Origin of the sequence: Bradyrhizobium sp. B120 (assembly GCF_049075665.1) — a bacterium.
Lineage (GTDB): Bacteria > Pseudomonadota > Alphaproteobacteria > Rhizobiales > Xanthobacteraceae > Bradyrhizobium.
Map to the genome: position 1 here is coordinate 6,505,292 of NZ_CP185242.1, position 21,390 is coordinate 6,526,681.

Genomic DNA, 21,390 nt, shown 5'->3' on the forward strand with positions numbered 1-21,390 from the left:
TGCACAAGGAGACGCTCATGAAGCTTACAACCAAGTCCGGCGCCACCCTCGCCGCCGCCGCAGCGACGCTTTTCCTGGCCGGAGCCGTGGTGTCGACGCAGTCCTACGCTGCGAGCGAAGGCAAGTGCGTTGGCGCCAATGCATGCAAGGGCCAGAGCGCCTGCAAGGGCGGCAACCACGCCTGCAAGGGTCAGAATGCCTGCAAGGGCCAGGGCTTTGCCGAGATGACGAAGGCCGACTGCACCGCGGCGAAGGGCAAGTTCAAGGCCGGGTGAACGGATCGGACCAAGCGGGGCCCGGTGTAGGCCGGGCCTCGTTTCCATGATAGTTTTTTGAAGTTGGGCGCCACGATCCTGGCGCCGGAAGCGCGGAGCCGCCATGAACGTTGCGAGCCGATCACCGGACAAGTCGGTGCTCGCAGAGCGCCCGCTGCAATCGGCCAAGCCGCCCTTCCTCGGCTTCGGCCTCGGCCTGCGCGCCCAGCACTACGACGAGATCCTGAACGGCAATCCGCCGATCGACTGGTTCGAGGTGATCAGCGAGAACTACATGCTGCCGGGCGGCCAGCCGCTGCGCATCCTCGACCGGATCTGCGCGCGCTATCCCGTGGTGATGCACGGCGTCTCGCTGTCGATCGCCTCCACCGCGCCGCCGAACTTCGACTATCTGCAGGGCCTGAAGGACCTCGCGGCGCGCGTGCAGCCGAAATGGGTGTCCGACCATCTGTGCTGGACTGGCGTGCACGGCAAGAACCTGCACGACCTGCTGCCGATCCCCTATACGCAGGAGGCGCTCGATCACGTCGTGAGCCGGGTGCAACTGGTGCAGGATTTGCTCGGCCGCGCCATCGTGCTCGAGAATGTCTCGACCTATGTGCAGTTCAACAATTGCGAGATGACGGAGTGGGAATTCCTCTCCGAGCTGTCGCGCCGCTCCGGCTGCTGGCTGCTGTTCGACATCAACAATGTCTATGTCAGCGCCTTCAACCACGGCTACGATCCGATGGCCTTCCTCAACGGCATTCCGCCCGATCGCGTGGTGCAATTCCACATGGCGGGCCACAGCCATATGGGCACCCACATCATCGACACGCACGACCATCCGGTGTGCGAGGATGTCTGGGACCTCTATGTTGCGGCGCTGAAGCGGTTCGGACGCGTCTCGACCATGATCGAGCGCGACGACAACATCCCGCCGCTCGACGAATTGCTGCGCGAGGTCGAGCGCACCCGCGAGATCGCCGAGCAGGTGCTGCCGATGGGCGCGCCGGCGGTATGAGCGACTTCGCGCGCCAGCAGAGCGAGTTTCAGCACGCCATCCTGAGCGGCGACGACGGCATCCTGACCGAAATCCTCGACAGCCCCAAGGAGACGCGCGCAACGCTGTTCGGCGTCTATCGCCATGCCTACGGCTCGCGGCTGGTCGAGGCGATGCGCAACGACCACGAGCTGCTGCATCGCTTTCTCGGCGACGAGATGTTCGACGAAATGGGTCATGCCTACGTCAAGGCCCGGCCGTCCGAGCATCCGAACCTGCGCTGGTTCTCGCAAGGATTGCCGGACTTCCTGAAGGCCACCGACCCGTACAGCAACCATCCCGTGCTCGCCGACCTCGCCGCGCTGGAGAAGGCGTTGAACGACGCCTTCGACGCCGCCGAGGGCGCCGTGCTGGCGCTGGAGGCGATGGCTGGCTTCGCGCCCGAGCAGTGGAACGACCTGGTGTTCCAGCCGCATCCGAGCGCTGCGAGGGTCGACCTGTCGACCAATGCGGCTGCGATCTGGATGGCCCTGAAGAACGACGAGACGCCGCCCGAGGCGGAGGCGCTCGCCGAGCCCGCCCGCCTCCTGATCTGGCGCCAGGACACCACGCCGATGTTCCGCGAGCTGCCGACGGAGGAAGCGATGATGTGGGACGAAGCCTCCGATGGCGTTCCTTTCGGCGTGCTCTGCGAGATGCTCGCGACCTACGACGATCCCGACAATGCCGCAGCGCGCGGCGCCGGCTATCTGCATGGCTGGATCACGGCGGGACTTCTGATGGCGGCTTCCATCCGCAAATAGAGGGCCCGCGACATGGGCGCCGGCATCGCCAGCCATTGCATCGAACGCCTCACCTGGGACGAGGTCGCGCGGCGAATTGCGGCTGAGCGGCCGGCGATCCTGCCGATCGGCGCCGCGGCCAAGCAGCACGGCTTCCATTTGCCGCTCAACACCGACCGCTTACAGGCCGAGTGGTTTGCAGCGCATCTCGCCGAACGCTTCGATGCGCTGATCTGGCCGACCGTCACCTACGGTCACTACCCTGCCTTCGTCGCATATGCCGGCAGCGCCAGCCTGTCGGCCGCGACGTTCGAAGCCATGGTGCATGAGATCGCCGCCGGCATCCTCGACAGCGGCGTCCGCACATTGTTCGTGCTCAACACGGGGATCAGCACGCTGGCTCCGGTCGAACGCGCGCTGGCGCCCTTCGAGCCGGCGCGGGTGAGGCATCTGCGGCTCTACGAGGGCCCGCGCTTCCGCCGCATCGCCGAGCAGATCTCCGAGCAACGCCATGGCAGCCATGCCGACGAGCTGGAGACATCCCTGATGCTGGCGCTGGCTCCGGACGTGGTCGATCCGAAACGCGCCGAAGCCAGCCCCGCCCTGCGGCGCGAGGTGCCCGGCCGCCTGACGCCGTCGGACAGCACTTCGCCGAACTACAGCCGCTCCGGCAGTTACGGCGATCCGACGCTCGCGACATCAGCCAAGGGCGAGGCGCTGCTCGCGGCTATACTCGACGATCTCAGCGATCAGGTGACTGCGGCCCTTGGCGAGAACGCCAAGCCACAGCGGCGCGGCACGCCGCGATGAAGAGCATCCCGACCTATCGCGTGATCGCTGGCGCGATGCTGGTCGCGGCAATCCTCATCGGCATCGCATCGTGCCACGTCAGGGCGCAGTCCGAGTTCATGCGCGGCGAGGGCATGCCTTACGACGCCTTCGACCGGCTGCCCAAGACCGATCTCGACGTCGCCGGCGCCACCATCCATGTCGGGTTCGCACCCGGCGAGATGGCGCTGCCGAAGGACAAGATATTCGACTGGATCAAGGCGTCCGCCCGCGCCGTCTCGATCTATTACGGCCGATTTCCCGTCAGCTCGTTGCGGCTCTTGATCGTGCCGGTCGACGGTTCGCGCGTGCGCGGCGGCACCACATGGGGCTATCGTGGCGCGGCGATCCGGCTGCCGATCGGCCGCGACGCGGGCGTCGACGATCTCAAGCGCGACTGGGTGATCGTGCACGAGATGGTGCACACCGCCCTGCCCGATCTCGACGACCGCTATGCCTGGCTGTCGGAAGGGCTCGCGGTCTATGTCGAGCCGGTCGCGCGGGTGCAGGCCGGCGATCTCACGGCGCGGGAAATCTGGCTGGCGATGCTGCGCGACATGCCCAAGGGCCTGCCGCAGGCCGGCGACGAGGGCCTTGACAAGACCGACACCTGGGGCCGGAAATACTGGGGCGGCGCGATGTTCTGCCTGTTCGCCGATGTCGAGATCCGCAAGCGCACCGGCAACAAATTCGGCCTGCAGGACGCGATGCGCGGCGTGCTCGCCGCCGGCGGCAACCACGAAAAGGACTGGCCGATCGCGCGGGTGCTCTCGACCGCCGACAAGGCGGTCGGCGTCGACGTGCTGACGCGGCTGCACGACGAATGGGGATCGAAACCCGTGACGCCCGATCTCGCCGGACTGTGGCGCGACCTCGGCGTCAGGCTGCAGGGCGACAGCGTCGAATTCGACGACCGCGCACCGCTGGCCGATATCCGCAAGGCGATCACCGAAGCGCGCGCGCGCTGAAGCGCGCTTTTTTGAGCATGATCTGTACGGAAAACCGCTTCGCACTTTTCCGGATCATGCTGCAGCGCCCCGCTTCGCGGCTGCACACAGCCCAACTGCGCTGGATTTTGCCGGCACGATGTCGGACTATCGGCGAATCGCCGCAATCCTCACGGGAGACCGATGGCCGACGTTCATCAGACACCCGCCAACTGGCCGATCTTCCGTTCGCTCAGCGCGTTCCGTCCGGGCGACCTGCCGGGCGATCTGATCGCCGGGCTGACGCTCGCCGCGATCGCAATTCCGGAGCAGATGGCGACCGCCCGGCTCGGCGGCTTCTCGCCGCAGATCGGATTCTTCGCCTTCATGGCCGGCTCGCTCGGCTTTGCGATGTTCGGCGCCAACCGCTTCCTGTCCTGCGGCGCCGATTCCACGATCACGCCGATCTTCGCGGCCGGCCTGGCGCTGATGGCAACCGCTGGCTCGCCCGACTATCAGTCGCTCGCGATGGCACTGGCGCTGATGGTCGGCGCGATCATGATCGCCGGCGGCCTGTTCAAGCTCGGCTGGATCGCCAATCTGCTGTCGACGCCGGTGACGGTCGGCTTCCTCGCCGGCATCTCCGTCCATATCTTGGTCTCGCAATTACCCGGCGTGCTTGGCCTGACCACGCCGGACGGGCCGACGCTCTACAAGCTCGGGGTGCTCACCGAGAAGATCGGCCAGACCAATGCCTACACGCTGGCGATCGGCCTCGGCGTGCTGGCGCTGGTTGCCGGATCGGAGAAGATCAGCGCGCGGATCCCCGGCGCGCTGATCGGCCTTGTGGTGGCCACCATCGCGGTCGTCGCCGGCCATCTCGAAAGCAAGGGCGTCAAGGTGGTCGGCACCGTGCCCGGGTCGCTGCCAACGCCATCGTTTCCGGACATCGCACCGGAGCGATGGATCAAATTGTTGTCGCTGGCGATCCTGATCGCGATCGTCGTCATGGTGCAGACCGCGGCGACGACGCGCTCATTTCTATCAGATCCGGACAAGCCGGCCGACGTCGACCGCGACTTCCTCGGCGCCGGTGCCGGCAGCCTGCTCGCCGGCCTGTTCGGCGCCTTCCCCGTCAACGCCAGTCCGCCGCGCACCGGCATCGTCTCGGAGACCGGCGGACGCACGCAGCTCGCCGGGCTATTTGCCGCCGCCATCGTGCTCGCGCTGCTGGCGTTCGGTGCGACGCTGCTGCAGCACGTGCCTGATGCGGCGCTCGGCGGCGTCCTGCTGTTCGTGGCGCTGCGCATCATCCGCGTGAAGCAGATCGTCTCGATCTTCCAGCAATCGTTCTACGAATTCCTGCTGGTGGTGGCGACGGCGGCCGCGATCATCGTGCTGCCGATCGAACAAGGCGTCGCGGTCGGCATCGCGCTGTCGCTGCTGCACGGCATCTGGACCACGACGCGCGGCCAGCTGGTGGAATTCGTCCACGTGCCGGGCACCACGATCTGGTGGCCGACCGGCCCGCACGTCACCGGCGAACGCAAGCCCGGCATCGCCGTGGTCGGCCTGCAGGCCCCGTTGTCGTTCCTCAACGCGGAAGGTTTTCACAGCGGCGTGCTCAAGACCATCGGCCACGCGACACCCAAGCCGAAACTGCTGGTGATCGAGGCCAGCGGCATGATCGAGATCGACTTCACGGCGGCGCAGGCGCTGCGCGACCTGTTTCGCGAATGCCGCGATGACGGCGTGACATTGGCGGTGGCGCGGCTCGAATCCTCCCGCGCCCAGGAGGCGTTCGAGCGCTTCGATCTCTACGCCGTGCTGCCGAGGGACCACGTCTTTCACAGCGTCGATGAAGCGGTCCGTACACTGGGTGGGCAGGCGTAGATTTAGTCCGTAGCCCGGGTGAGCGGCTTGTCCGCCGTAGCTCGAAGAGCGAAGGCGGAAGCGATACCCGGGAAGACCGTTCCCGCATATCGCTTCGCTCATGCAGGCTACGCAGAGTCAGAACCAGAGATCGGTGAGATCAGCAGCCGCGTAGCCCGGATGAAGCGAAGCGTGATCCGGGATTCTCCCGCACGCTGATGAACCGTCCCGGATTTCGCTTCGCTTCATCCGGGCTACGGGGACTCGCCTTCAACTCAAGCCTGCTCATCCTCGAGCGTCGGATGCTCTTTCAGCACCTCCGCCTTGATCGAGCCCGCGTGGATGGCGCGGAACAGCGCGCGCCCCGTCTTGATGTTGTTGGCCTTCATGCAAAGACCGACGATCTCGCGCACTGCGGAATCCCGCACCAGCTCGTCGGAGATCTTCATCGCGGTTTCCATCGCGACCTTGGCGGCGCGCTCGTAGCGATCGCGCTCGGTCTGCTGCTTCTTCTGCGAGCGCTTGTCGGGCGCGCCGACCGCCTCGGCGCAGCCGGCGGCATCGCGGCAGATCGCACGGATCCTCTGCGCAGCCTCAATGTCGCCGAGCGGCTGCGCGACGGGATCGTCCCAGATATCCTTCCGCTTGGCCTTATTGAACAACCACATCGCAACGTCCCGTGGACGGAAGATCCGGTTGGTTATACGGCAGGAACGATCTTGCCCGGATTGAAGATGTTCTGCGGATCGAGCGCCTGCTTCAGCGCCCGCATCGCGTCGAGCGCCTCCGGACCGAGCTCGGCCTTCAGATATTTCTGCTTACCCTGACCGATGCCGTGCTCGCCGGTGCAGGTGCCATCCATGGCTTGCGCCCGTTCGACCAGCCGATGCATGAACTCCTCGCCGCGCGCCATCTCGTCCTTGTTGTTGACGTCGCAGACGAGCGAGCAGTGGAAATTGCCGTCGCCGACATGGCCGACGATCGGCGACAGCAGATTGAGCCGCTTCAGATCGTCCTCAGTCTCGGTGACGCAGTCGGCGAGCCGCGAGATCGGCACGCAGACGTCGGTTGCGACGACGCCGATGCTGTCGCCGGGACGAATCGCCTTCACCGACCAATAGGCATCGTGCCGGGCCTGCCACAGCTTGGTGCGGTCCTCCGGCTTGGTGGTCCAGGTGAACTCGCCGCCGCCACACTCGGCGGCAATGTCGCGGAAATTCTTCGACTGCTCGGCGACCTCGACCTCGCTGCCGTGGAATTCCAGCAGCAGCAGCGGCGTCTCCGGCAGCGACAGCTTTGAATAATTGTTGCAGGCCTTGACCTGCGCGGCATTGAGCAGCTCGATCCGCGCAACCGGAATGCCGGTCTGGATCGCGAGGATGGTGGCCTGGCAAGCGCCGCGCACGGTCTCGAACGAACAGGCGGCGGCCGCGATCGTGTCGGGGATGCCGCGGAGGCGGATGGTCAGTTCGGAGATGATGCCGAGCGTGCCTTCGGCGCCGATGAACAGATGCGTCAGGTCGTAACCGGCCGACGACTTCTTGGCCCGCGTGCCGGTCGTGATGATCTCGCCGTCGCCGCGCACCACCTTCAGCGCCAGCACGTTCTCGCGCATGGTGCCGTAGCGCACCGCGTTGGTGCCCGAGGCGCGGGTCGAGGTCATGCCGCCGAGCGAGGCATCGGCGCCGGGATCGATCGGGAAGAACAGCCCCTGGTCGCGCAGATGCTCATTCAGTGCCTTGCGGGTCACACCGGGCTGGATCACGCAGTCGAGGTCCTCGGCGTGCACCTCAAGCACCTTGTTCATGTCGCGCAGGTCGATGCAGACGCCGCCCGCCGGCGCGTTGACCTGGCCCTCCAGCGAGGTTCCGGTGCCGAAGGCAATGACGGGCACGCGATTTGCGGCGCAGATCCGCACCACGTCCTGGATGTCAGCGGTTTCCTGCGCCATCACCACCGCATCCGGCGGCTGGGTCGGCAGCCAGGTGGTGGTATGGGCGTGCTGCTCGCGCACGGCCTGCGACGTCACGAGCCGGTTGCCGAACCGCGCCGCCAGCGCGTCGATCGCGCGCTTCAGGGCCTGCGGCTCAGGTCGCGTCACATTGCTCGAAATCGTTGTCGCCACGTCGAATTTCCTCCCGGCTTTAGCCGACCGTGGCAAAGCTTGTATAAGGGGTCAAGAGAGCCTGGCTTGAAAAAGTGGACGCCGGAGTCACAGAAAAGTTCATGCTCGAACGCCAACGAACCGGGGACGGATGATGACTGCAGTGACTGCCACGAGCGAGATGCCACTACCGGCCGCCCCGTTCAAATCTTCCGTGATGCAGATCGAGCCGCAATGGATCGACTATAACGGCCACCTCAACATGGCCTACTACAATGTGATGTTCGACCGGGCCATCGACGAGATGTGGCTGCAGCTCGGCATCGGGCCGGCCTACATGAAGGAGCGGCAGTGCTCGACCTTCACTGCCGAGTGCCACGTCCGTTATCTGAGAGAGATTCATCTCGGCGATCCCGTACAGGTCTCGGTTTTCCTGCTCGGCGCCGACGAGAAGCGGCTGCACACATTCGAGGAGCTGCGCCACGCCACCGAGGGCTGGCTTTCCGCGACCTCGGAGAACCTCACGCTGCACATCGACATGGAGGCGCGCAAGGTGGCGCCGTTTCCGCCTGACATTCGCGCCCGCACTCAGAAGATCGTGGATAGCTATGCGGGCGTGCCGCGGCCCGAGGGCATCGGCCGCAACGTGGCGATGCCCTCGAAGAAATAACCAGCCCTTCGCTAGACCCAGCCCTTCGCTAGACCCGGCCTTTCGCTAGACCCTTGTGCGACCGCGCGCCAATCCGACCACCGCCGACACCAGGAACAGGATGATGGCGATGAAGAAGATCGCCTTGGCGATTTCGATCGAGGCGCCGGCGATGCCGCCGAAGCCCAGAATGCCCGCGATCAGGGCGATGACCAGGAATGTGACGACCCAGCTCAACATGATCAAACCTCCGCTCTAAATCCTTGCTCGTTTCCTGGCGCAGGCGTTTGCCCGGCGCCGCATTTGTTGAAACAATCCTGCGCGGAAACGCTGGTTCCTGACCGCGAAACCGGGAAATTTTCGCCGATTTCAGGAACCAGGCGGGTTGTGCACTGCTGCCAAAACCGTTCCAGTCGGCCGCGATAAAACCTGTCAAAACGGCCGGTCAGGCCCTATATGGCCTTCAATCCCTGTTAAGAAGGCTCCCCTTCACCGTCCCACGGTGCCATCGTGGGGCCGAGACGATTCGCCAATGACCGAGCCGAGCAAACTGCCCCATCACGGCGTTCCCGAGCACCAGCCGGTGGCTGGCGGCATCGCCGCGCGTGCGCGGGCGGCGGCGGGCGCTCCGCAATATCTCAACGGCCTCAACCCGGAGCAGCGCGAGGCGGTCGAGACGCTCGACGGGCCCGTGCTGGTGCTGGCCGGCGCCGGCACCGGCAAGACGCGCGTGCTGACCACGCGCATCGCGCATATCCTGAGCCAGGGCCGCGCGCGGCCGCAGGAAATCCTGTCGGTGACCTTCACCAACAAGGCGGCGCGCGAGATGAAGCTGCGGCTCGGCCAGATGCTGGGCCAGGCGGTCGAGGGCATGCCGTGGCTCGGCACCTTCCACTCGATCGGCGGCCGCATCCTGCGCATCCATGCCGAGTTGGTGCAGCTCAAATCCAACTTCACGGTGCTCGACGTCGACGACCAGGTACGGCTGCTGAAGCAGTTGCTGCAGGCCGAGAACATCGACGACAAGCGCTGGCCGGCACGGATGCTGGCCGGCCTGATTGACAGCTGGAAGAACCGCGGGCTGTCGCCGTCGCAGGTGCCGGCGGGCGAGGCCGCCTCGTTCGGCAACGGCAAGGGCGGCAAGATCTACGCGACCTATCAGGAGCGGCTGAAGATCCTCAACGCCGCCGACTTCGGCGACCTGCTGCTCGAGAACATCAGGCTGTTCCGCGAAAATCCCGACGTACTCCGGCAGTACCAGAACCGCTTCAAGTTCATCCTGGTCGACGAATATCAGGACACCAACGTGGCGCAGTATCTGTGGCTGCGCCTGCTGTCGCAGGCGCCGTCGCGGCCGGGGCGATCGCTCGCCGATGTCATTCCGGGCGACATCACCTCTCCCGTCATTCCGGGGCGCATCGAAGATGCGAAGTCTGGTGCGCAATTGCGCACCGGAGAATCTCGAGGAGAAGAGGACTCATCTCGAGATTCCGGGTCTGCGCTTTCAGCGCATCCCGGAATGACGGAGAATGCGGCACCACTGAAAAACATCTGCTGCGTCGGCGACGACGACCAGTCGATCTATGGCTGGCGCGGCGCCGAGGTCGACAACATCCTGCGCTTCGACCACGATTTCCCCGGCGCCAAGGTGATCCGCCTCGAACGCAACTACCGCTCCACCGGCCACATCCTGGCCGCGGCCTCGCATCTGATCGCACACAATGAGGGCCGGCTCGGCAAGACGCTGCGCACCGAGGACGTCGACGGCGAGAAGGTCACCGTCACCGGCTCCTGGGATTCGGAGGAGGAAGCGCGCGCGATCGGCGAGGAGCTCGAGGCGCTGCAGCGCGCGGGCGAAAACCTCAACAACGTCGCCATCCTGGTCCGCGCCTCGTTCCAGATGCGCGAGTTCGAAGACCGCTTCGTCACGCTCGGCCTGCCCTACCGCGTGATCGGCGGCCCCAGATTCTACGAGCGCGCCGAAATCCGCGATGCGCTGGCGTACTTGCGCACCATCAATTCGCCGGCCGACGATCTCGCCTTCGAGCGCATCGTCAACGTCCCGAAGCGGGGGCTCGGCGATGCCACCGTGCAGCTGCTGCACGACCATGCCCGCAAGCGCCGCATTCCGCTGTTCGAGGCGGCGCGTGCCGTGGTCGAGACCGACGAGCTGAAGCCGAAGGCGCGCGGCTCGTTGCGCGATCTCGTGATGCAGTTCGACCGCTGGCGCGCCCAGCGCGAGGTCACCTCGCATACCGAGCTCGCCGAGATCGTGCTCGACGAGAGCGGCTATACCGAGATGTGGCAGAAGGACCGCTCGGCGGACGCCGCGGGCCGGCTCGACAACCTCAAGGAGCTGGTGCGTTCGATGGAGGAATTCGAGAACCTGCAAGGGTTTCTCGAACATATCTCGCTGGTGATGGACCGCGACGGCGAGGCCGGCGACGAAGCCGTGTCGCTGATGACGCTGCATTCGGCCAAGGGCCTCGAATTCGATAACGTGTTCCTGCCGGGCTGGGAGGAAGGCCTGTTCCCGAGTCAGCGCACGCTGGACGAACAGGGCCGCGCCGGGCTCGAGGAGGAGCGCCGCCTCGCCCATGTCGGGCTGACCCGCGCCCGCCGCCGCGCAAAAATCTATTTCGCGACCAACCGCCGCATCCATGGCACCTGGTCGACCACGATCCCCTCGCGCTTCCTCGACGAGCTGCCGGCGCACAATGTCGAGATCACCGAATCCAAGGGCGGATCGGGCTGGGGCGGCAGCGGCGGCTATGGCGCCTCGCGCTTCGACAACCTCGAATCATTCGGCTCGAGCTATTCGACCCCGGGCTGGCAGCGCGCCCAGGCCAACCGCAATCGCGGCGGCGGGGGACGCAGCGGCGGCGGCTTCGAGGAGCGGCAGTCGTCCTTTTCCTCCGATAGCTTCAGCCGCACCAAGCGCGGCCCTGTCGTGATCGAGGGCGAGCTGGTGGCGAAGTCCACGGGCACGACGTCGGAATTCTCGCTTGAGGACCGGGTGTTTCACCAGAAATTCGGCTACGGCCATGTGGTGAAGATCGACGGCAACAAGCTGACCATCGCCTTCGAAAAGGCCGGCGAGAAGAAGGTGGTCGACAGCTTTGTGGAACGGGCGTGACCGAGCTGCCTTGCTTGGCGGCCTTCCTTGGCGGCCTTCCTTGGCGGCCTTCTCTGTTCGTAGCCCTTGACCATCGCTGATTTCACGGGTTGAGATGGCCTCATGGTCCGGGGTGGGTTTTTCCTTTTTGTCATCGCGCTCACTGCGCCGTCGCTGGCGGTCGCGGAGACGATCAGCTTTGGCGATTCCGCAGCGCAGCTCGCCAAGGCCTGCGGCGCCGACATCACCGCCAATTGCCGCGGCGTGAATCTCGACTCCAACCGCCTCAAGGAGTGCCTGTCGCGCAACCGCGACGTGATCTCGCCGCAGTGCAAGGAGAGCTACTTCTCCACCCTCGATGCGATCCAGAAGCGGATCGCGGCGCGCGTGACCGTTGCCAACGTATGCACCCGCGAGATCGTCAAGGTCTGCGGCGGCTCGACCAAGGAGACCAGCAAATCGGTGCCCTGCCTCGTCGGCGCCAAGGGCCTCAGCCGCAATTGCGCCCAGGCGATCAACGACGCGGGGTATCAATGATGCGCCTGACGACGCGAGGCTTGCGCGATCTTGATCTCTTGGGCGTGCTCGGCACGCTGGTCTTGCTGGCAATGCCGCTTGCGCCGGCTCTGGCGCAAACCGCCATCACGCGCGACGACGTCATCGCCAAGCTCAATCATTACGAGACGGACGCAACGATCGACGTCCCCGCATTGCGCCAGCAAGTGCTGGAACGATCGCGGTCGCGATCGAAGAACGAGCCGCCGCCGCAAAAGCGGCCGCCGATCGCCCCGGACCTGACCAACCTGCCGACATTCAATGCCGACATCCAGTTTGATGTCGACACGCCGATCGTGCTGCCCGACTCCTACCAGTCCGTCGGGCGCATTGCCGATGCGCTGACGCACTCTTCGCTGTTGCCCTACACCTTCCTGATCGTCGGTCACATCGAATCGACCGGACGGCGCGAGAACAACGTGCTGCTCAGCCAGCGGCGCGCCGACGCGATCCGCGACATCCTGGTCAACACCTTCAAGATCACGGCGAAACGCCTGCAATCGGTCGGGCTCGGCGAAGAGCAATTGCTCGACCCCGCCCGCCCCAACGCGCCGGTCAACAACCAGGTGCAGATCATGCTGGTCGCCAAGGTCGCCGATATCGCGCCGCCCGCGCACCCCGCCCCGGCGGCGGCCGCCAAGAAGCCGGCGAAACCGGCGAAGCGGCATTAAGGGATCACGAGCCTGCTCACTTAACGCTGCTCGACCCGGGCCAGACTGTCCGGCCCTTGGTTCTCGGAACTCGTCCCATGTTGACCAACAGCCGCGACATTATCCGACGCCTGGAGCGTGAGGGATGGAGCCTTGTACGGGTTGCCGGCTCCCATCACGTATTCAAGAACCCCGCCTCGGGGGAAACGCTGGTCGTTCCGCACCCAAAGAAGGACTTGGGAAAGGGCTTGGTGCGTGCCATTTATAAGGGAGCGGGTTGGAAACCCGATTGAGGCACACTTGACCCACTACGTCGCCATCATTGAGGATGCCGGACCGGATTACGCCGTGGGCGTCTGGTTTCCGGATCTGCCCGGCTGCACGTCGGCTGGGGATGATATCGACGAGGCGCTGCGCAATGCTCCCGAGGCGCTGGAGCTTTACGCCGAAGGCCTGAGGCACGACGGACATCAATTGCCTCGTCCCAGGACATTGACCGAACTGAAGGCCGACCCGGAGGTCGCCGACGACCTGAAGTCCTACATGGTCGCATTGGTTGAACTGCCCGTCAGAGCGCACGCCGCGGAATAAATTTCTGCCCCGGCGGGTGATTGCAGAACGGAACATGCGTCCCTATCTGGGCTGAACCCGCATCACGCCCCCGCCCGGGCTGCAATCCGCGCGCGCCCTTCCCTCACGCATCCGATCCTCCATGTCGCCGATCATTTCCGTATCCAATCTGTCAAAGACCTATGGCTCCGGCTTCAAGGCGCTGAAGGGCATCAATCTCGATATCGTCAAAGGCGAGATCTTCGCGCTGCTCGGGCCGAACGGTGCCGGCAAGACCACGCTGATCAGTATCATCTGCGGCATTGCCAATCCGAGCGAGGGCCGCATTTCGATCGGCGGACACGACATCATCGCCGATTATCGCGCGGCGCGGTCGATGATCGGGCTGGTTCCGCAGGAACTGCACACCGACGCCTTCGAGTCGGTCTGGGCGACGGTCAGCTTCAGCCGCGGCCTGTTCGGCAAGCCGAAGAACCCCGACCATATCGAGAAGGTGCTCAAAGACCTGTCGCTGTGGGACAAGAAGGACAGCAAGATCATCGAGCTGTCCGGCGGCATGAAGCGCCGTGTGATGATCGCCAAGGCGCTGTCGCACGAGCCGCAGATCCTGTTCCTCGACGAGCCCACCGCCGGCGTCGACGTCGAATTGCGCAAGGGCATGTGGGAAGTGGTCCGCACGCTGCAGGCAGCCGGCGTCACCATCATCCTGACCACGCATTACATCGAAGAAGCCGAGGAGATGGCCGACCGCATCGGCGTCATCAACAAGGGTGAGATCATCCTGATCGAGGACAAGGCGACCTTGATGCAGAAGCTCGGCAAGAAGGAGCTGACGCTGCAATTGCAGAACAAGCTCGATGCCATTCCGGCTGCGCTCGCCGCCTACAATCTCGAACTCTCCGACGACGGCCACGCGGTGACCTACGACTACGACACCAAGGGCGATCGCACTGGCATCACCAGCCTGCTCAACGATCTGCGCAATGCCGGCGTCCGGATCTCCGACCTCGATACCAAGCAGAGCTCCCTCGAAGACATCTTCGTCAGCCTCGTGAGGGCGCCATGAACTACCGCGCAATCCGGGCGATCTATCTGTTCGAAATGGCGCGCACCTGGCGCACGCTGCTGCAGAGCATCGTCTCGCCCGTGGTCTCGACCTCGCTGTATTTCGTGGTGTTCGGCGCCGCGATCGGCTCGCGCATCACCGAGGTCGAGGGCGTCAGCTACGGCACCTTCATCGTGCCGGGCCTCGTGATGCTGTCGGTGCTGACCCAGAGCATCTCGAACGCCTCGTTCGGCATCTACTTCCCGAAATTCGTCGGCACGATCTACGAGATCCTGTCGGCGCCGATTTCCTATTTCGAGATCGTGATCGGTTATGTCGGCGCCGCCGCCACCAAGTCGATCGTCCTCGGCCTGATCATCCTGGCCACCGCCGGACTTTTCGTACCTTTGCATATCCAGCATCCGGTGTGGATGCTGACCTTCCTGGTGCTGACCGCGGTCACCTTCAGCCTGTTCGGCTTCATCATCGGCATCTGGGCCGATGGCTTCGAGAAGCTGCAGATGATCCCGATGCTGGTGGTGACGCCGCTGACCTTCCTCGGCGGCAGCTTCTATTCCGTGAACATGCTGCCGTCGGGCTGGCGCACCATCACGCTGCTCAATCCCGTGGTCTATCTGATCTCCGGCTTCCGCTGGAGCTTCTACGAGATCGCCGATGTCAGCGTCGGACTGAGCCTCGGCATGACCGCGGGCTTCCTGATCGCTTGCATGGTGATCGTGGCCTGGATCTTCAGGACCGGCTACCGGCTGAAGAACTGACTTGCGCAGCTGTAGCCCGGATGGAGCGAAGCGCAATCCGGGACCTTTATCGCCAAGCCTGCAGAACCCGGATTTCGCTTCGCTTCATCCGGGCTACGCACCTCCCAATCAATAGCAATGGAAATGGCCGTGGCGGTAATAGCCGCGGCAGCGGTGGCCACGGCGGTAGCCGCGATCCGGGATACCGAACACGCCCTTGACTGCGCCCATGGCGCCACCGACGCCGGCGCCGACGGCCCCACCGACCACGCCGCCTATCGGACCGGCGGCCCGGTTACCCTCATAGGCGCCTTCGTGAGCCCCGCGGATGATGCCCTGGGCATGGCCGGCATGGGGGACGGTCGTCAGCGCCAAAGCGAGGGCGGCGGCCGCAAGCAGGAGCCGCGCGGAGAGGCCGGCTGGGACGACGGCCGCGGTCTTAACCTTGGTGTTGTTCATCTGGGTTCCTTGAAGCGTGACGCGAATGCGCCGTCTTGGCGGGATTGTGAAACGCCCATGCGGGCAAATGGTTGCATGGGGGTGACCAACTGGGGCCGTTGTCGCGGCCTGCTCGCGAAAATGTCAGTCCGCCGTGACAGGCCGGCCCGGCTTCGGCCTTGTTTGCGCCGCGTGCGGGATTAACGATGCACCAGGTCCGCCACTGGAACCAAATTTCGATTCCGGGCATATTGTTTGCCGGGGACGGAGAGCCACGGCTTTGTAATCAGGCCTGGAGGCCAAAGGTAAAATGCGTTCGTTCCTTATTGCATTCACTTCCGTAATGCTGTTCACGGCCGGCGCCGCGCAGGCCAAGGTCGATATCACCATCGACAAGGACAACCAGCAGATGACCGTCGCGGTCGACGGCGTCGCGCGCTATCACTGGCCGGTCTCGAGCGGCATCCCCTCGCGCGAAACGCCGAACGGCACCTTCCGCGCCTTCCGCATGGAAGAGGATCACTACTCCAAGGAATTCGACGACGCGCCGATGCCGCATTCGATCTTCTTCACCAAGATCGGGCACGCGATCCACGGCACCGACTCGGTCAACCGCCTCGGCACGCCGGCCTCGCATGGCTGCGTGCGACTGTCGCGCGACAACGCATCGACGCTCTACGCCCTGGTCCAGAAGGAAGGCGTGCTCAACACCACGGTGACGCTGACCGGTTCGTCCCAGGTCGCGCTGGCGCGCAATCCGCGCGGGCGCAACGGTACCGCCGTCGCCCGCCGCGCGCCGCAGCAGGACGAGCAGTATGGCACCGCCGCCGCCGGCGACCCTGTCGTCCTGACACCGCAGCCGCGCGAATATCCGGCGCAGGCCCGCGCCGATGATGGCTACATCTATCCGGCCGACGGCAGCTCGACTGCGCAGCGCTACCCGGCGCCGCCGTCAAGCCGTCGCGTCTACGACGCGCAGGCCTATGGCCAGCAGCAATATTACGGCAATCAGGGCTACGCGGCGGCGCCGCAAGGCACCTATCAGCCGCGGCCGTACTACCAGCAGCAGCGCAGCTTCTACGGCAACAACTACCAAGACTGAGACGCAGTCTCTCTTGATCCACTGACGGCGCCGCAGGCAGCGCGCCGTCAGTTCACGCTCCCCTCACCCGCTTGTGACCGTCGCAAAAGGCCTGCGCCGTCGCCCATCGTCGCGCCGTCATCTGATTGTAAAATTAGCCCGATATTCGGCGCTAAGAGCGCCCGGCCCCCGGAGGCCGATTCACGCGGAATGCCCATGAAACCAGGGCGAGAAGCGCGGGTCGCGTAGGCAATATCAGAGGTCGACATGAAACGGGGCATCATTGTCCTTTGCCTGTGCATCGTGGCGATGGCCGGCTATTTCACGACGGACAGATGGGCCATCCGCCACACCACGCTGACGTTCCACGACGTTCTGCGCGACGATCGCGACGTCACGGTCGAAGTCGCGGTGCGGCGCGACCGCCAAATGCAGGCGATGGCCGAGATGATCGAGCTGCCGGTCGCGATCCTGAGCCACGGCAACACCGTCAGGAACACCGAGTACTCGTTCCTCACCAACGTGTTCGCGTCACGCGGCTATCTCGTGGTCAGCATCCAGCACGATCTCGACAGCGATGCGCCGATGGTGACCAAGGTCGGCGAGGAATATGTCGGCCGCCGCATGCAATATAATCGCGGCGTCTTCAACATCATGTATGCGATCGACGAGCTGAAGAAACTCTATCCGAACGCAAACTATCGCGCGCTGACCTTGATCGGCCACTCCAATGGCGGCGACATCTCAATGTTCTTCGCCAGGCAGCATCCTGACCTGGTCAAGAAGGTCGTGACGCTGGATAATCTGCGCGTCCCCTTCATCACCGACAGCAAGATCAAGATCCTGTCGTTCCGCTCCAGGGATCCGGTGTTCAAGGCCGATCCGGGCGTCGTACCTGACGACGAGACCTGCGCGAAGCTCGGCATCAAGGTGGTCAGAACCGAATTCCAGCACAACGACCTCAGCGACCGCGGCCCTGACAGCGCGAAATCGTCGATCCAGGCGGGCGTGGAGCAATTCCTCGACGAGGACGGCGGCGAGAGCGCGCCGACGATGCCACTGCTCGCCGCTTCGACACCCGCCTCCGCGACGACAGCACCGGAGAAGAAATAGCCATCGCGGTGACGTCGACCGGCGCTCTCCGATGCTGCCTGGCAGTGCTTACGCACGCGCGCTGCGGTGGGCCCTGGCAACGAGCCAGATCGCCGAAAGCAGGAAATAGAACGCGCCGAATCCCGCATAGGGAGCGACGTCCAGAACCGTCGGCGCGACGGTGCCGATCGATCGGCTGATCATGTAGCCGCCGGCCAGTACCGATTGCGCACCACTGAGGATCATCGCCCATTGCGCGCCAACATGACGCCAGCGCCTGACGCCGGTGGACAATTGCAGCATACCCGCAAGGATCGCCCAAACCCCGAACACCGCCAGAACCGCATAGGTGTCGCGGCCGATCGCCAACATCACGGCGAGCGTTGTGATGGCACTGACCACGACATTCAATGCCTGGGACGGGTTGGCCTTCAGCCCGCCGTTGACCCGCGCGTCAGCCAGATTGGCGATGGCGTCCCATGCCGGATAGATCACCAACAGGAACGCGGCAGGGCCCGCTTGCCCGCTGAAAAGAACGGCGGCGGCGACCCAGGTGATCGAGAAGAGAGCGCGCCCGAAATAGTAGGATTGCAGCCAGCTGGATTGGACCGAAAGTCGGCTTTGCATTGATTGACTCCCATGTTTATCTACCTACTAGTAGGTATGTAAACGTCCAGGGTCAATCGGGCACAGGGACACCTTCTTGTGTCGAACAGGTGCGCCTCCCCGCCTTGACAACTTACCTATCGGAAGGTAGGCGCCGGCATGAACCCAATGATTTCGACTTCAGAGCGGATTCTCGACGTCGCGCAGTCTCTCATCGTGGCCGGCGGCTATAACGGGTTCAGCTATGCCGACATCTCGGATGCGATCGGCATCAGGAAGGCGAGCATCCACCATCACTTCCCGACCAAGGCCGAGCTGGTTTCGGCGCTGGTCGATCGCTACCGGCAACAGACCGAGCTGGGGCTGAAGTCCCTGCTGGAGCAGTCCGCCAGTCCGGCCGACCAACTGCAGTCCTATGCGAGCTTCTGGCAGGCGTGCATTCGAGATGCCACGCTGCCGTTCTGCGTCTGCGCGATGCTTGCCGGCGAGATGCCGATGTTGCCGGACGAGGTCGCATCGCGCGTCCGCGCCCATTTCCATCATCTTGCGCGATGGCTTACGTCGGTGCTGCGAGCAGGCGCAGAGCAGCGCCTGTTCCGGCTGGACAAGCGGCCGGAACAGGAAGCTCAAATGCTGATGGCATCGGTTCATGGCGCGATGCTCTCCGCGAGGGCGTTCGACGATCCCGAACTGTTCGCCGCGATCGTCAGCTCAGAGATCGCGAAGCTGCTGGATCGCTAGAGCCTACTGCTCGCCGTCGCGCAGGCGCCGGTACACCGCGCCCAGCACGTTCGAATAATCGTCGGTCCAGACCCGCTGCTTCTCGTTGGCGTCGGTCTCGGTCCAGACGTCTGATGATGCGAGCTTGCCGACGTCCTCCTCCTCGCGCGCGGAGACCACGACCGAGGTCGAGAAAATGTATTCGTTGTCGCGCCCGGAATCCTCGCTGTAGACCCAGCTTTTCATGTCGTTGGCATCGGCGATGCCGACCACGACGCTGGCAAGTTCAAGATGCCGGTTGGAGACATGCATCACGACCGCGCCCTGCGGTGCCAACTTCTCCTTGTAGATCGCCATCGCCTCTTCGGTCGCGAGATGGATCGGGATCGCGTCCGACGAATAGGCGTCGACGATGATGAGATCGTAGACGCCGTCCGGCTCCTTGGCGAAGGTCAGCCGCGCGTCGCCGATGACTGGCTTCAGGTTCGGCTCGCAGCTCTGGATGTAGGTGAAGTATTTCGGGTCGCGCGCGGTATCGACCATCGACTGGTCGATCTCGAAGAATCGCCAGTCCTCGCCGGGGGCCGAGGCGCAGGTCAGCGTTCCCGAGCCGAGGCCGATGACAGCCACTTTCAGCGGCGCGCCCTTGCGCTCGCGCATTGCGGTGATGGCCTGCCCGATGCCGCCGTCCTTGTAATAGTAGCTGATCGGTTCGGGCTTTCCGGTGACCGGCGTGCCGTCATCGTTCTTGAACTTCTCGGCGCCATGGATCGTGGTGCCGTGCATCAGCACGTGATACTGCCCGTTCGGCGTCACCACGATCTTGTGCACGCCGAAGAAGCTGCGCACGGTTTCGACGCGGCCGTCGTCGGATGGATAGGCGCGCAGCACCACCAGCGCGACGACGACGGTGGCGAAGATCTTCCAGCGAGTGGCGTTCAGCGCGAGCGCGAGCAGCGCCGAGAGCACGCCGACCGCGCCGATCACCCACACCCGGTGGTCGTCGAACCAGTTGAAGATGTCGCCGGCCGAATAGCTCGGCGCGATCAGCGCCACTGCCAGCACCGCAAGGAACGGCCAGTACCAGGCGCTCCAGCGCGGCAGCCGCTCCGCGCCGCCGGGCGGACGGCACAGCGCCGCGAGCGCCAGCAGGATCGGATATTCGGCGATCCATGAGAAGGTGAACGGCGCGATCAGCCCGGCGAACAGGCCGCCGACCATGCCGCCGAACGACAGTGCGACATAGAAGCCGGTAAGATATTTCGCCGCCGGGCGGGTGCGCGCGAGCTCGCCATGACAGGCCATCGCGATGATGAAGAAGCAGAGCTGATGGCCGCCGAGCGTGAGCAGCAAGTTCTGCTCGCCGCCGACCGCGAGCAGGATCACGACGCCGGCGATCGCCAGCGGCTGCGCCAGCAGCATCCATTTGTGCGGCAGCAGCGGCCGCGACTGGAACACCAGCACCCACGTCAGGAGATACAGCGACAACGGCAGCACCCAAAGCAAGGGAGCAGCCGCGACGTCGGTCGAGATATGCGCCGTCACTGCGATCAGCAGGCCGGACGGCACGGCAGCCAGGAAGATCCAGCGCGCCCGCCGCGACCAGGACGGCGCCAACGCGTTGGCATCATCGACTTGCGCGTCGCGTGCGGCCGCATAGGCCGGCGACCGCAAGAGCAGCACGCCGCAGCTTGCGATCAGAACGATCAGCAGGCCATAACCGCCGGTCCAGATCAGGTTCTGGGTGCGCAACGTGAACATCGGCTCGAGCAGCACCGGATAGGACAGCAGCGCCAGGAAGCTGCCGATATTCGACGACGCATAGAGAAAATACGGGTCGGGGCCGTTGGGGTGGCCGGTGCGCACGAACCAGGCCTGCAGCAGCGGATTGTTGGCGGCGAGCGCGAAGAACGGCAGGCCGATCGAGACCGCGAACAGGCCGAGCAGCCAGACCGCATAGCCCGAGGTCGGCGGCTCGCCCCAGCCGCTTTTGATCGAGAGCGGCAATGTCAGCAGCGCGACGACGAGCAGCACGAGATGCACCACGATCGGCACCACACGGCTGTTCAGCTTCATCAAGAGATGCGCGTAAGCGTAGCCGCCCAGCAGCAGCGACTGGAAAAACACCATCGCCACCGACCACACCGCCGGCGAGCCGCCGAGCCGCGGCAGCACCATCTTGGTGAACAACGGCTGCACCGAGAACAGCAACAGCGCGCTGACGAAGATCGCGGCGGTGTAGACAACCAGCACCAGCCGGTTTCGCGAGGCGGACGGCTCAGACGACATGAATACTCCCGGTCACGATCCGGCAGATCAACACCGGGCACATGCATTGCATT

General features: G+C 64.7%; 23 protein-coding genes. 17 read left to right on the top strand and 6 right to left on the bottom strand.

Annotation, left to right across the window (positions count from 1 at the left end):
- The first annotated feature begins 17 nt into the window (after positions 1-17).
- From ACOIX3_RS30210 to ACOIX3_RS30235, 6 genes are all read left to right on the top strand, one after another.
- On the top strand, positions 18-275 hold the full coding sequence (locus ACOIX3_RS30210; protein WP_021077200.1) for a hypothetical protein: 258 nt from the start codon (positions 18-20) through the stop codon (positions 273-275).
- Positions 276-378: 103 nt separating this feature from the next.
- Positions 379-1,278: a DUF692 domain-containing protein gene (locus ACOIX3_RS30215; RefSeq protein ID WP_420965602.1), complete on the top strand. Its 900-nt coding sequence runs from the start codon at positions 379-381 to the stop codon at positions 1,276-1,278.
- Positions 1,275-2,060: a putative DNA-binding domain-containing protein gene (locus ACOIX3_RS30220; protein WP_420965603.1), complete on the top strand. Its 786-nt coding sequence runs from the start codon at positions 1,275-1,277 to the stop codon at positions 2,058-2,060. Before ACOIX3_RS30215 ends, ACOIX3_RS30220 begins: the two co-directional genes overlap by 4 nt.
- Positions 2,061-2,072: 12 nt before the next feature.
- Positions 2,073-2,849 carry a creatininase family protein gene (locus ACOIX3_RS30225; RefSeq protein ID WP_420965604.1) on the top strand — a complete coding sequence of 259 codons (777 nt, stop codon included), beginning with the start codon at positions 2,073-2,075 and terminating at the stop codon, positions 2,847-2,849.
- Positions 2,846-3,835 carry a hypothetical protein gene (locus ACOIX3_RS30230; RefSeq protein ID WP_420965605.1) on the top strand — a complete coding sequence of 330 codons (990 nt, stop codon included), beginning with the start codon at positions 2,846-2,848 and terminating at the stop codon, positions 3,833-3,835. Before ACOIX3_RS30225 ends, ACOIX3_RS30230 begins: the two co-directional genes overlap by 4 nt.
- A gap of 162 nt (positions 3,836-3,997) precedes the next feature.
- Positions 3,998-5,686 carry a SulP family inorganic anion transporter gene (locus tag ACOIX3_RS30235; RefSeq protein WP_420965606.1) on the top strand — a complete coding sequence of 563 codons (1,689 nt, stop codon included), beginning with the start codon at positions 3,998-4,000 and terminating at the stop codon, positions 5,684-5,686.
- 254 nt (positions 5,687-5,940) lie between these two features.
- Here ACOIX3_RS30235 and ACOIX3_RS30240 read toward each other — a convergent pair whose 3' ends face one another.
- The gene (locus tag ACOIX3_RS30240; RefSeq protein ID WP_420965607.1) at positions 5,941-6,333 is read right to left on the bottom strand and encodes a hypothetical protein; all 393 of its coding nucleotides are present in this window, start codon (positions 6,331-6,333) and stop codon (positions 5,941-5,943) included.
- Between the two features lie 32 nt (positions 6,334-6,365).
- The gene (locus ACOIX3_RS30245) at positions 6,366-7,790 is read right to left on the bottom strand and encodes an FAD-binding oxidoreductase (protein WP_420965608.1); all 1,425 of its coding nucleotides are present in this window, start codon (positions 7,788-7,790) and stop codon (positions 6,366-6,368) included.
- A gap of 160 nt (positions 7,791-7,950) precedes the next feature.
- Here ACOIX3_RS30245 and ACOIX3_RS30250 point away from each other — a divergent pair, with 160 nt between their 5' ends.
- Positions 7,951-8,439, top strand: a complete 489-nt coding sequence (locus tag ACOIX3_RS30250; RefSeq protein WP_420971828.1) for a thioesterase family protein — start codon at positions 7,951-7,953, stop codon at positions 8,437-8,439.
- Between the two features lie 45 nt (positions 8,440-8,484).
- On the opposite strand, the gene ACOIX3_RS30255 is transcribed toward ACOIX3_RS30250, so the two are convergent.
- Positions 8,485-8,658 carry a DUF1328 domain-containing protein gene (locus ACOIX3_RS30255; protein ID WP_021077209.1) on the bottom strand — a complete coding sequence of 58 codons (174 nt, stop codon included), beginning with the start codon at positions 8,656-8,658 and terminating at the stop codon, positions 8,485-8,487.
- A gap of 292 nt (positions 8,659-8,950) precedes the next feature.
- On the opposite strand from ACOIX3_RS30255, the gene ACOIX3_RS30260 reads away from it, so the two are divergent.
- From ACOIX3_RS30260 to ACOIX3_RS30290, 7 genes are all read left to right on the top strand, one after another.
- Positions 8,951-11,554, top strand: a complete 2,604-nt coding sequence (locus tag ACOIX3_RS30260) for an ATP-dependent helicase (protein ID WP_420965609.1) — start codon at positions 8,951-8,953, stop codon at positions 11,552-11,554.
- Positions 11,555-11,656: 102 nt separating this feature from the next.
- Positions 11,657-12,070: a hypothetical protein gene (locus ACOIX3_RS30265; RefSeq protein WP_229166772.1), complete on the top strand. Its 414-nt coding sequence runs from the start codon at positions 11,657-11,659 to the stop codon at positions 12,068-12,070.
- Entirely contained in the window at positions 12,067-12,759 is a 693-nt protein-coding gene (locus ACOIX3_RS30270; protein WP_420965610.1) for an OmpA family protein, read from the top strand. Before ACOIX3_RS30265 ends, ACOIX3_RS30270 begins: the two co-directional genes overlap by 4 nt.
- Positions 12,760-12,836: 77 nt before the next feature.
- A complete protein-coding gene (locus tag ACOIX3_RS30275) occupies positions 12,837-13,031 on the top strand; it encodes a type II toxin-antitoxin system HicA family toxin (RefSeq protein ID WP_420965611.1) in 195 nt (64 codons plus the stop codon).
- A 7-nt stretch (positions 13,032-13,038) separates the two neighbouring features.
- Positions 13,039-13,329, top strand: a complete 291-nt coding sequence (locus ACOIX3_RS30280) for a type II toxin-antitoxin system HicB family antitoxin (RefSeq protein WP_420965612.1) — start codon at positions 13,039-13,041, stop codon at positions 13,327-13,329.
- Between the two features lie 121 nt (positions 13,330-13,450).
- A complete protein-coding gene (locus tag ACOIX3_RS30285) occupies positions 13,451-14,374 on the top strand; it encodes an ABC transporter ATP-binding protein (protein ID WP_420965613.1) in 924 nt (307 codons plus the stop codon).
- Positions 14,371-15,132, top strand: coding sequence for an ABC transporter permease (locus ACOIX3_RS30290; RefSeq protein ID WP_092115897.1), 762 nt, complete (start codon positions 14,371-14,373; stop codon positions 15,130-15,132). Before ACOIX3_RS30285 ends, ACOIX3_RS30290 begins: the two co-directional genes overlap by 4 nt.
- Positions 15,133-15,240: 108 nt before the next feature.
- On the opposite strand, the gene ACOIX3_RS30295 is transcribed toward ACOIX3_RS30290, so the two are convergent.
- Positions 15,241-15,570, bottom strand: a complete 330-nt coding sequence (locus ACOIX3_RS30295; protein WP_420965614.1) for a hypothetical protein — start codon at positions 15,568-15,570, stop codon at positions 15,241-15,243.
- 289 nt (positions 15,571-15,859) lie between these two features.
- On the opposite strand from ACOIX3_RS30295, the gene ACOIX3_RS30300 reads away from it, so the two are divergent.
- Positions 15,860-16,651: a L,D-transpeptidase gene (locus tag ACOIX3_RS30300; RefSeq protein ID WP_420965615.1), complete on the top strand. Its 792-nt coding sequence runs from the start codon at positions 15,860-15,862 to the stop codon at positions 16,649-16,651.
- 246 nt (positions 16,652-16,897) lie between these two features.
- Complete coding sequence (locus ACOIX3_RS30305; RefSeq protein ID WP_420965616.1) at positions 16,898-17,743, top strand: chlorophyllase/cutinase-like alpha/beta fold protein; 846 nt, start codon at positions 16,898-16,900, stop codon at positions 17,741-17,743.
- Positions 17,744-17,791: 48 nt separating this feature from the next.
- Here the strand turns inward: ACOIX3_RS30305 and ACOIX3_RS30310 are convergent, their stop codons facing one another.
- Positions 17,792-18,349: a DUF308 domain-containing protein gene (locus ACOIX3_RS30310; RefSeq protein WP_420965617.1), complete on the bottom strand. Its 558-nt coding sequence runs from the start codon at positions 18,347-18,349 to the stop codon at positions 17,792-17,794.
- A 138-nt stretch (positions 18,350-18,487) separates the two neighbouring features.
- On the opposite strand from ACOIX3_RS30310, the gene ACOIX3_RS30315 reads away from it, so the two are divergent.
- Positions 18,488-19,069, top strand: coding sequence for a TetR/AcrR family transcriptional regulator (locus tag ACOIX3_RS30315; RefSeq protein ID WP_420965619.1), 582 nt, complete (start codon positions 18,488-18,490; stop codon positions 19,067-19,069).
- Between the two features lie 3 nt (positions 19,070-19,072).
- Here the strand turns inward: ACOIX3_RS30315 and ACOIX3_RS30320 are convergent, their stop codons facing one another.
- Positions 19,073-21,337: a spermidine synthase gene (locus tag ACOIX3_RS30320; RefSeq protein ID WP_420965620.1), complete on the bottom strand. Its 2,265-nt coding sequence runs from the start codon at positions 21,335-21,337 to the stop codon at positions 19,073-19,075.
- Positions 21,338-21,390: the final 53 nt, after the last annotated feature.

What these genes read in the sequence shown, in the direction of transcription:
- ACOIX3_RS30215 (WP_420965602.1), top strand. Translation starts at nt 379, where the DNA reads ATGAACGTTGCGAGCCGATCACCGGACAAGTCGGTGCTCGCAGAGCGC.
- ACOIX3_RS30320 (WP_420965620.1), bottom strand. Translation starts at nt 21,337, where the DNA reads ATGTCGTCTGAGCCGTCCGCCTCGCGAAACCGGCTGGTGCTGGTTGTC.
- ACOIX3_RS30305 (WP_420965616.1), top strand. Translation starts at nt 16,898, where the DNA reads ATGAAACGGGGCATCATTGTCCTTTGCCTGTGCATCGTGGCGATGGCC.
- ACOIX3_RS30275 (WP_420965611.1), top strand. Translation starts at nt 12,837, where the DNA reads ATGTTGACCAACAGCCGCGACATTATCCGACGCCTGGAGCGTGAGGGA.
- ACOIX3_RS30240 (WP_420965607.1), bottom strand. Translation starts at nt 6,333, where the DNA reads ATGTGGTTGTTCAATAAGGCCAAGCGGAAGGATATCTGGGACGATCCC.
- ACOIX3_RS30220 (WP_420965603.1), top strand. Translation starts at nt 1,275, where the DNA reads ATGAGCGACTTCGCGCGCCAGCAGAGCGAGTTTCAGCACGCCATCCTG.
- ACOIX3_RS30255 (WP_021077209.1), bottom strand. Translation starts at nt 8,658, where the DNA reads ATGTTGAGCTGGGTCGTCACATTCCTGGTCATCGCCCTGATCGCGGGC.
- ACOIX3_RS30235 (WP_420965606.1), top strand. Translation starts at nt 3,998, where the DNA reads ATGGCCGACGTTCATCAGACACCCGCCAACTGGCCGATCTTCCGTTCG.
- ACOIX3_RS30300 (WP_420965615.1), top strand. Translation starts at nt 15,860, where the DNA reads ATGCGTTCGTTCCTTATTGCATTCACTTCCGTAATGCTGTTCACGGCC.
- ACOIX3_RS30285 (WP_420965613.1), top strand. Translation starts at nt 13,451, where the DNA reads ATGTCGCCGATCATTTCCGTATCCAATCTGTCAAAGACCTATGGCTCC.
- ACOIX3_RS30290 (WP_092115897.1), top strand. Translation starts at nt 14,371, where the DNA reads ATGAACTACCGCGCAATCCGGGCGATCTATCTGTTCGAAATGGCGCGC.
- ACOIX3_RS30315 (WP_420965619.1), top strand. Translation starts at nt 18,488, where the DNA reads ATGAACCCAATGATTTCGACTTCAGAGCGGATTCTCGACGTCGCGCAG.
- ACOIX3_RS30210 (WP_021077200.1), top strand. Translation starts at nt 18, where the DNA reads ATGAAGCTTACAACCAAGTCCGGCGCCACCCTCGCCGCCGCCGCAGCG.
- ACOIX3_RS30250 (WP_420971828.1), top strand. Translation starts at nt 7,951, where the DNA reads ATGCCACTACCGGCCGCCCCGTTCAAATCTTCCGTGATGCAGATCGAG.
- ACOIX3_RS30295 (WP_420965614.1), bottom strand. Translation starts at nt 15,570, where the DNA reads ATGAACAACACCAAGGTTAAGACCGCGGCCGTCGTCCCAGCCGGCCTC.
- ACOIX3_RS30265 (WP_229166772.1), top strand. Translation starts at nt 11,657, where the DNA reads ATGGTCCGGGGTGGGTTTTTCCTTTTTGTCATCGCGCTCACTGCGCCG.
- ACOIX3_RS30260 (WP_420965609.1), top strand. Translation starts at nt 8,951, where the DNA reads ATGACCGAGCCGAGCAAACTGCCCCATCACGGCGTTCCCGAGCACCAG.
- ACOIX3_RS30310 (WP_420965617.1), bottom strand. Translation starts at nt 18,349, where the DNA reads ATGCAAAGCCGACTTTCGGTCCAATCCAGCTGGCTGCAATCCTACTAT.
- ACOIX3_RS30270 (WP_420965610.1), top strand. Translation starts at nt 12,067, where the DNA reads ATGATGCGCCTGACGACGCGAGGCTTGCGCGATCTTGATCTCTTGGGC.
- ACOIX3_RS30230 (WP_420965605.1), top strand. Translation starts at nt 2,846, where the DNA reads ATGAAGAGCATCCCGACCTATCGCGTGATCGCTGGCGCGATGCTGGTC.
- ACOIX3_RS30225 (WP_420965604.1), top strand. Translation starts at nt 2,073, where the DNA reads ATGGGCGCCGGCATCGCCAGCCATTGCATCGAACGCCTCACCTGGGAC.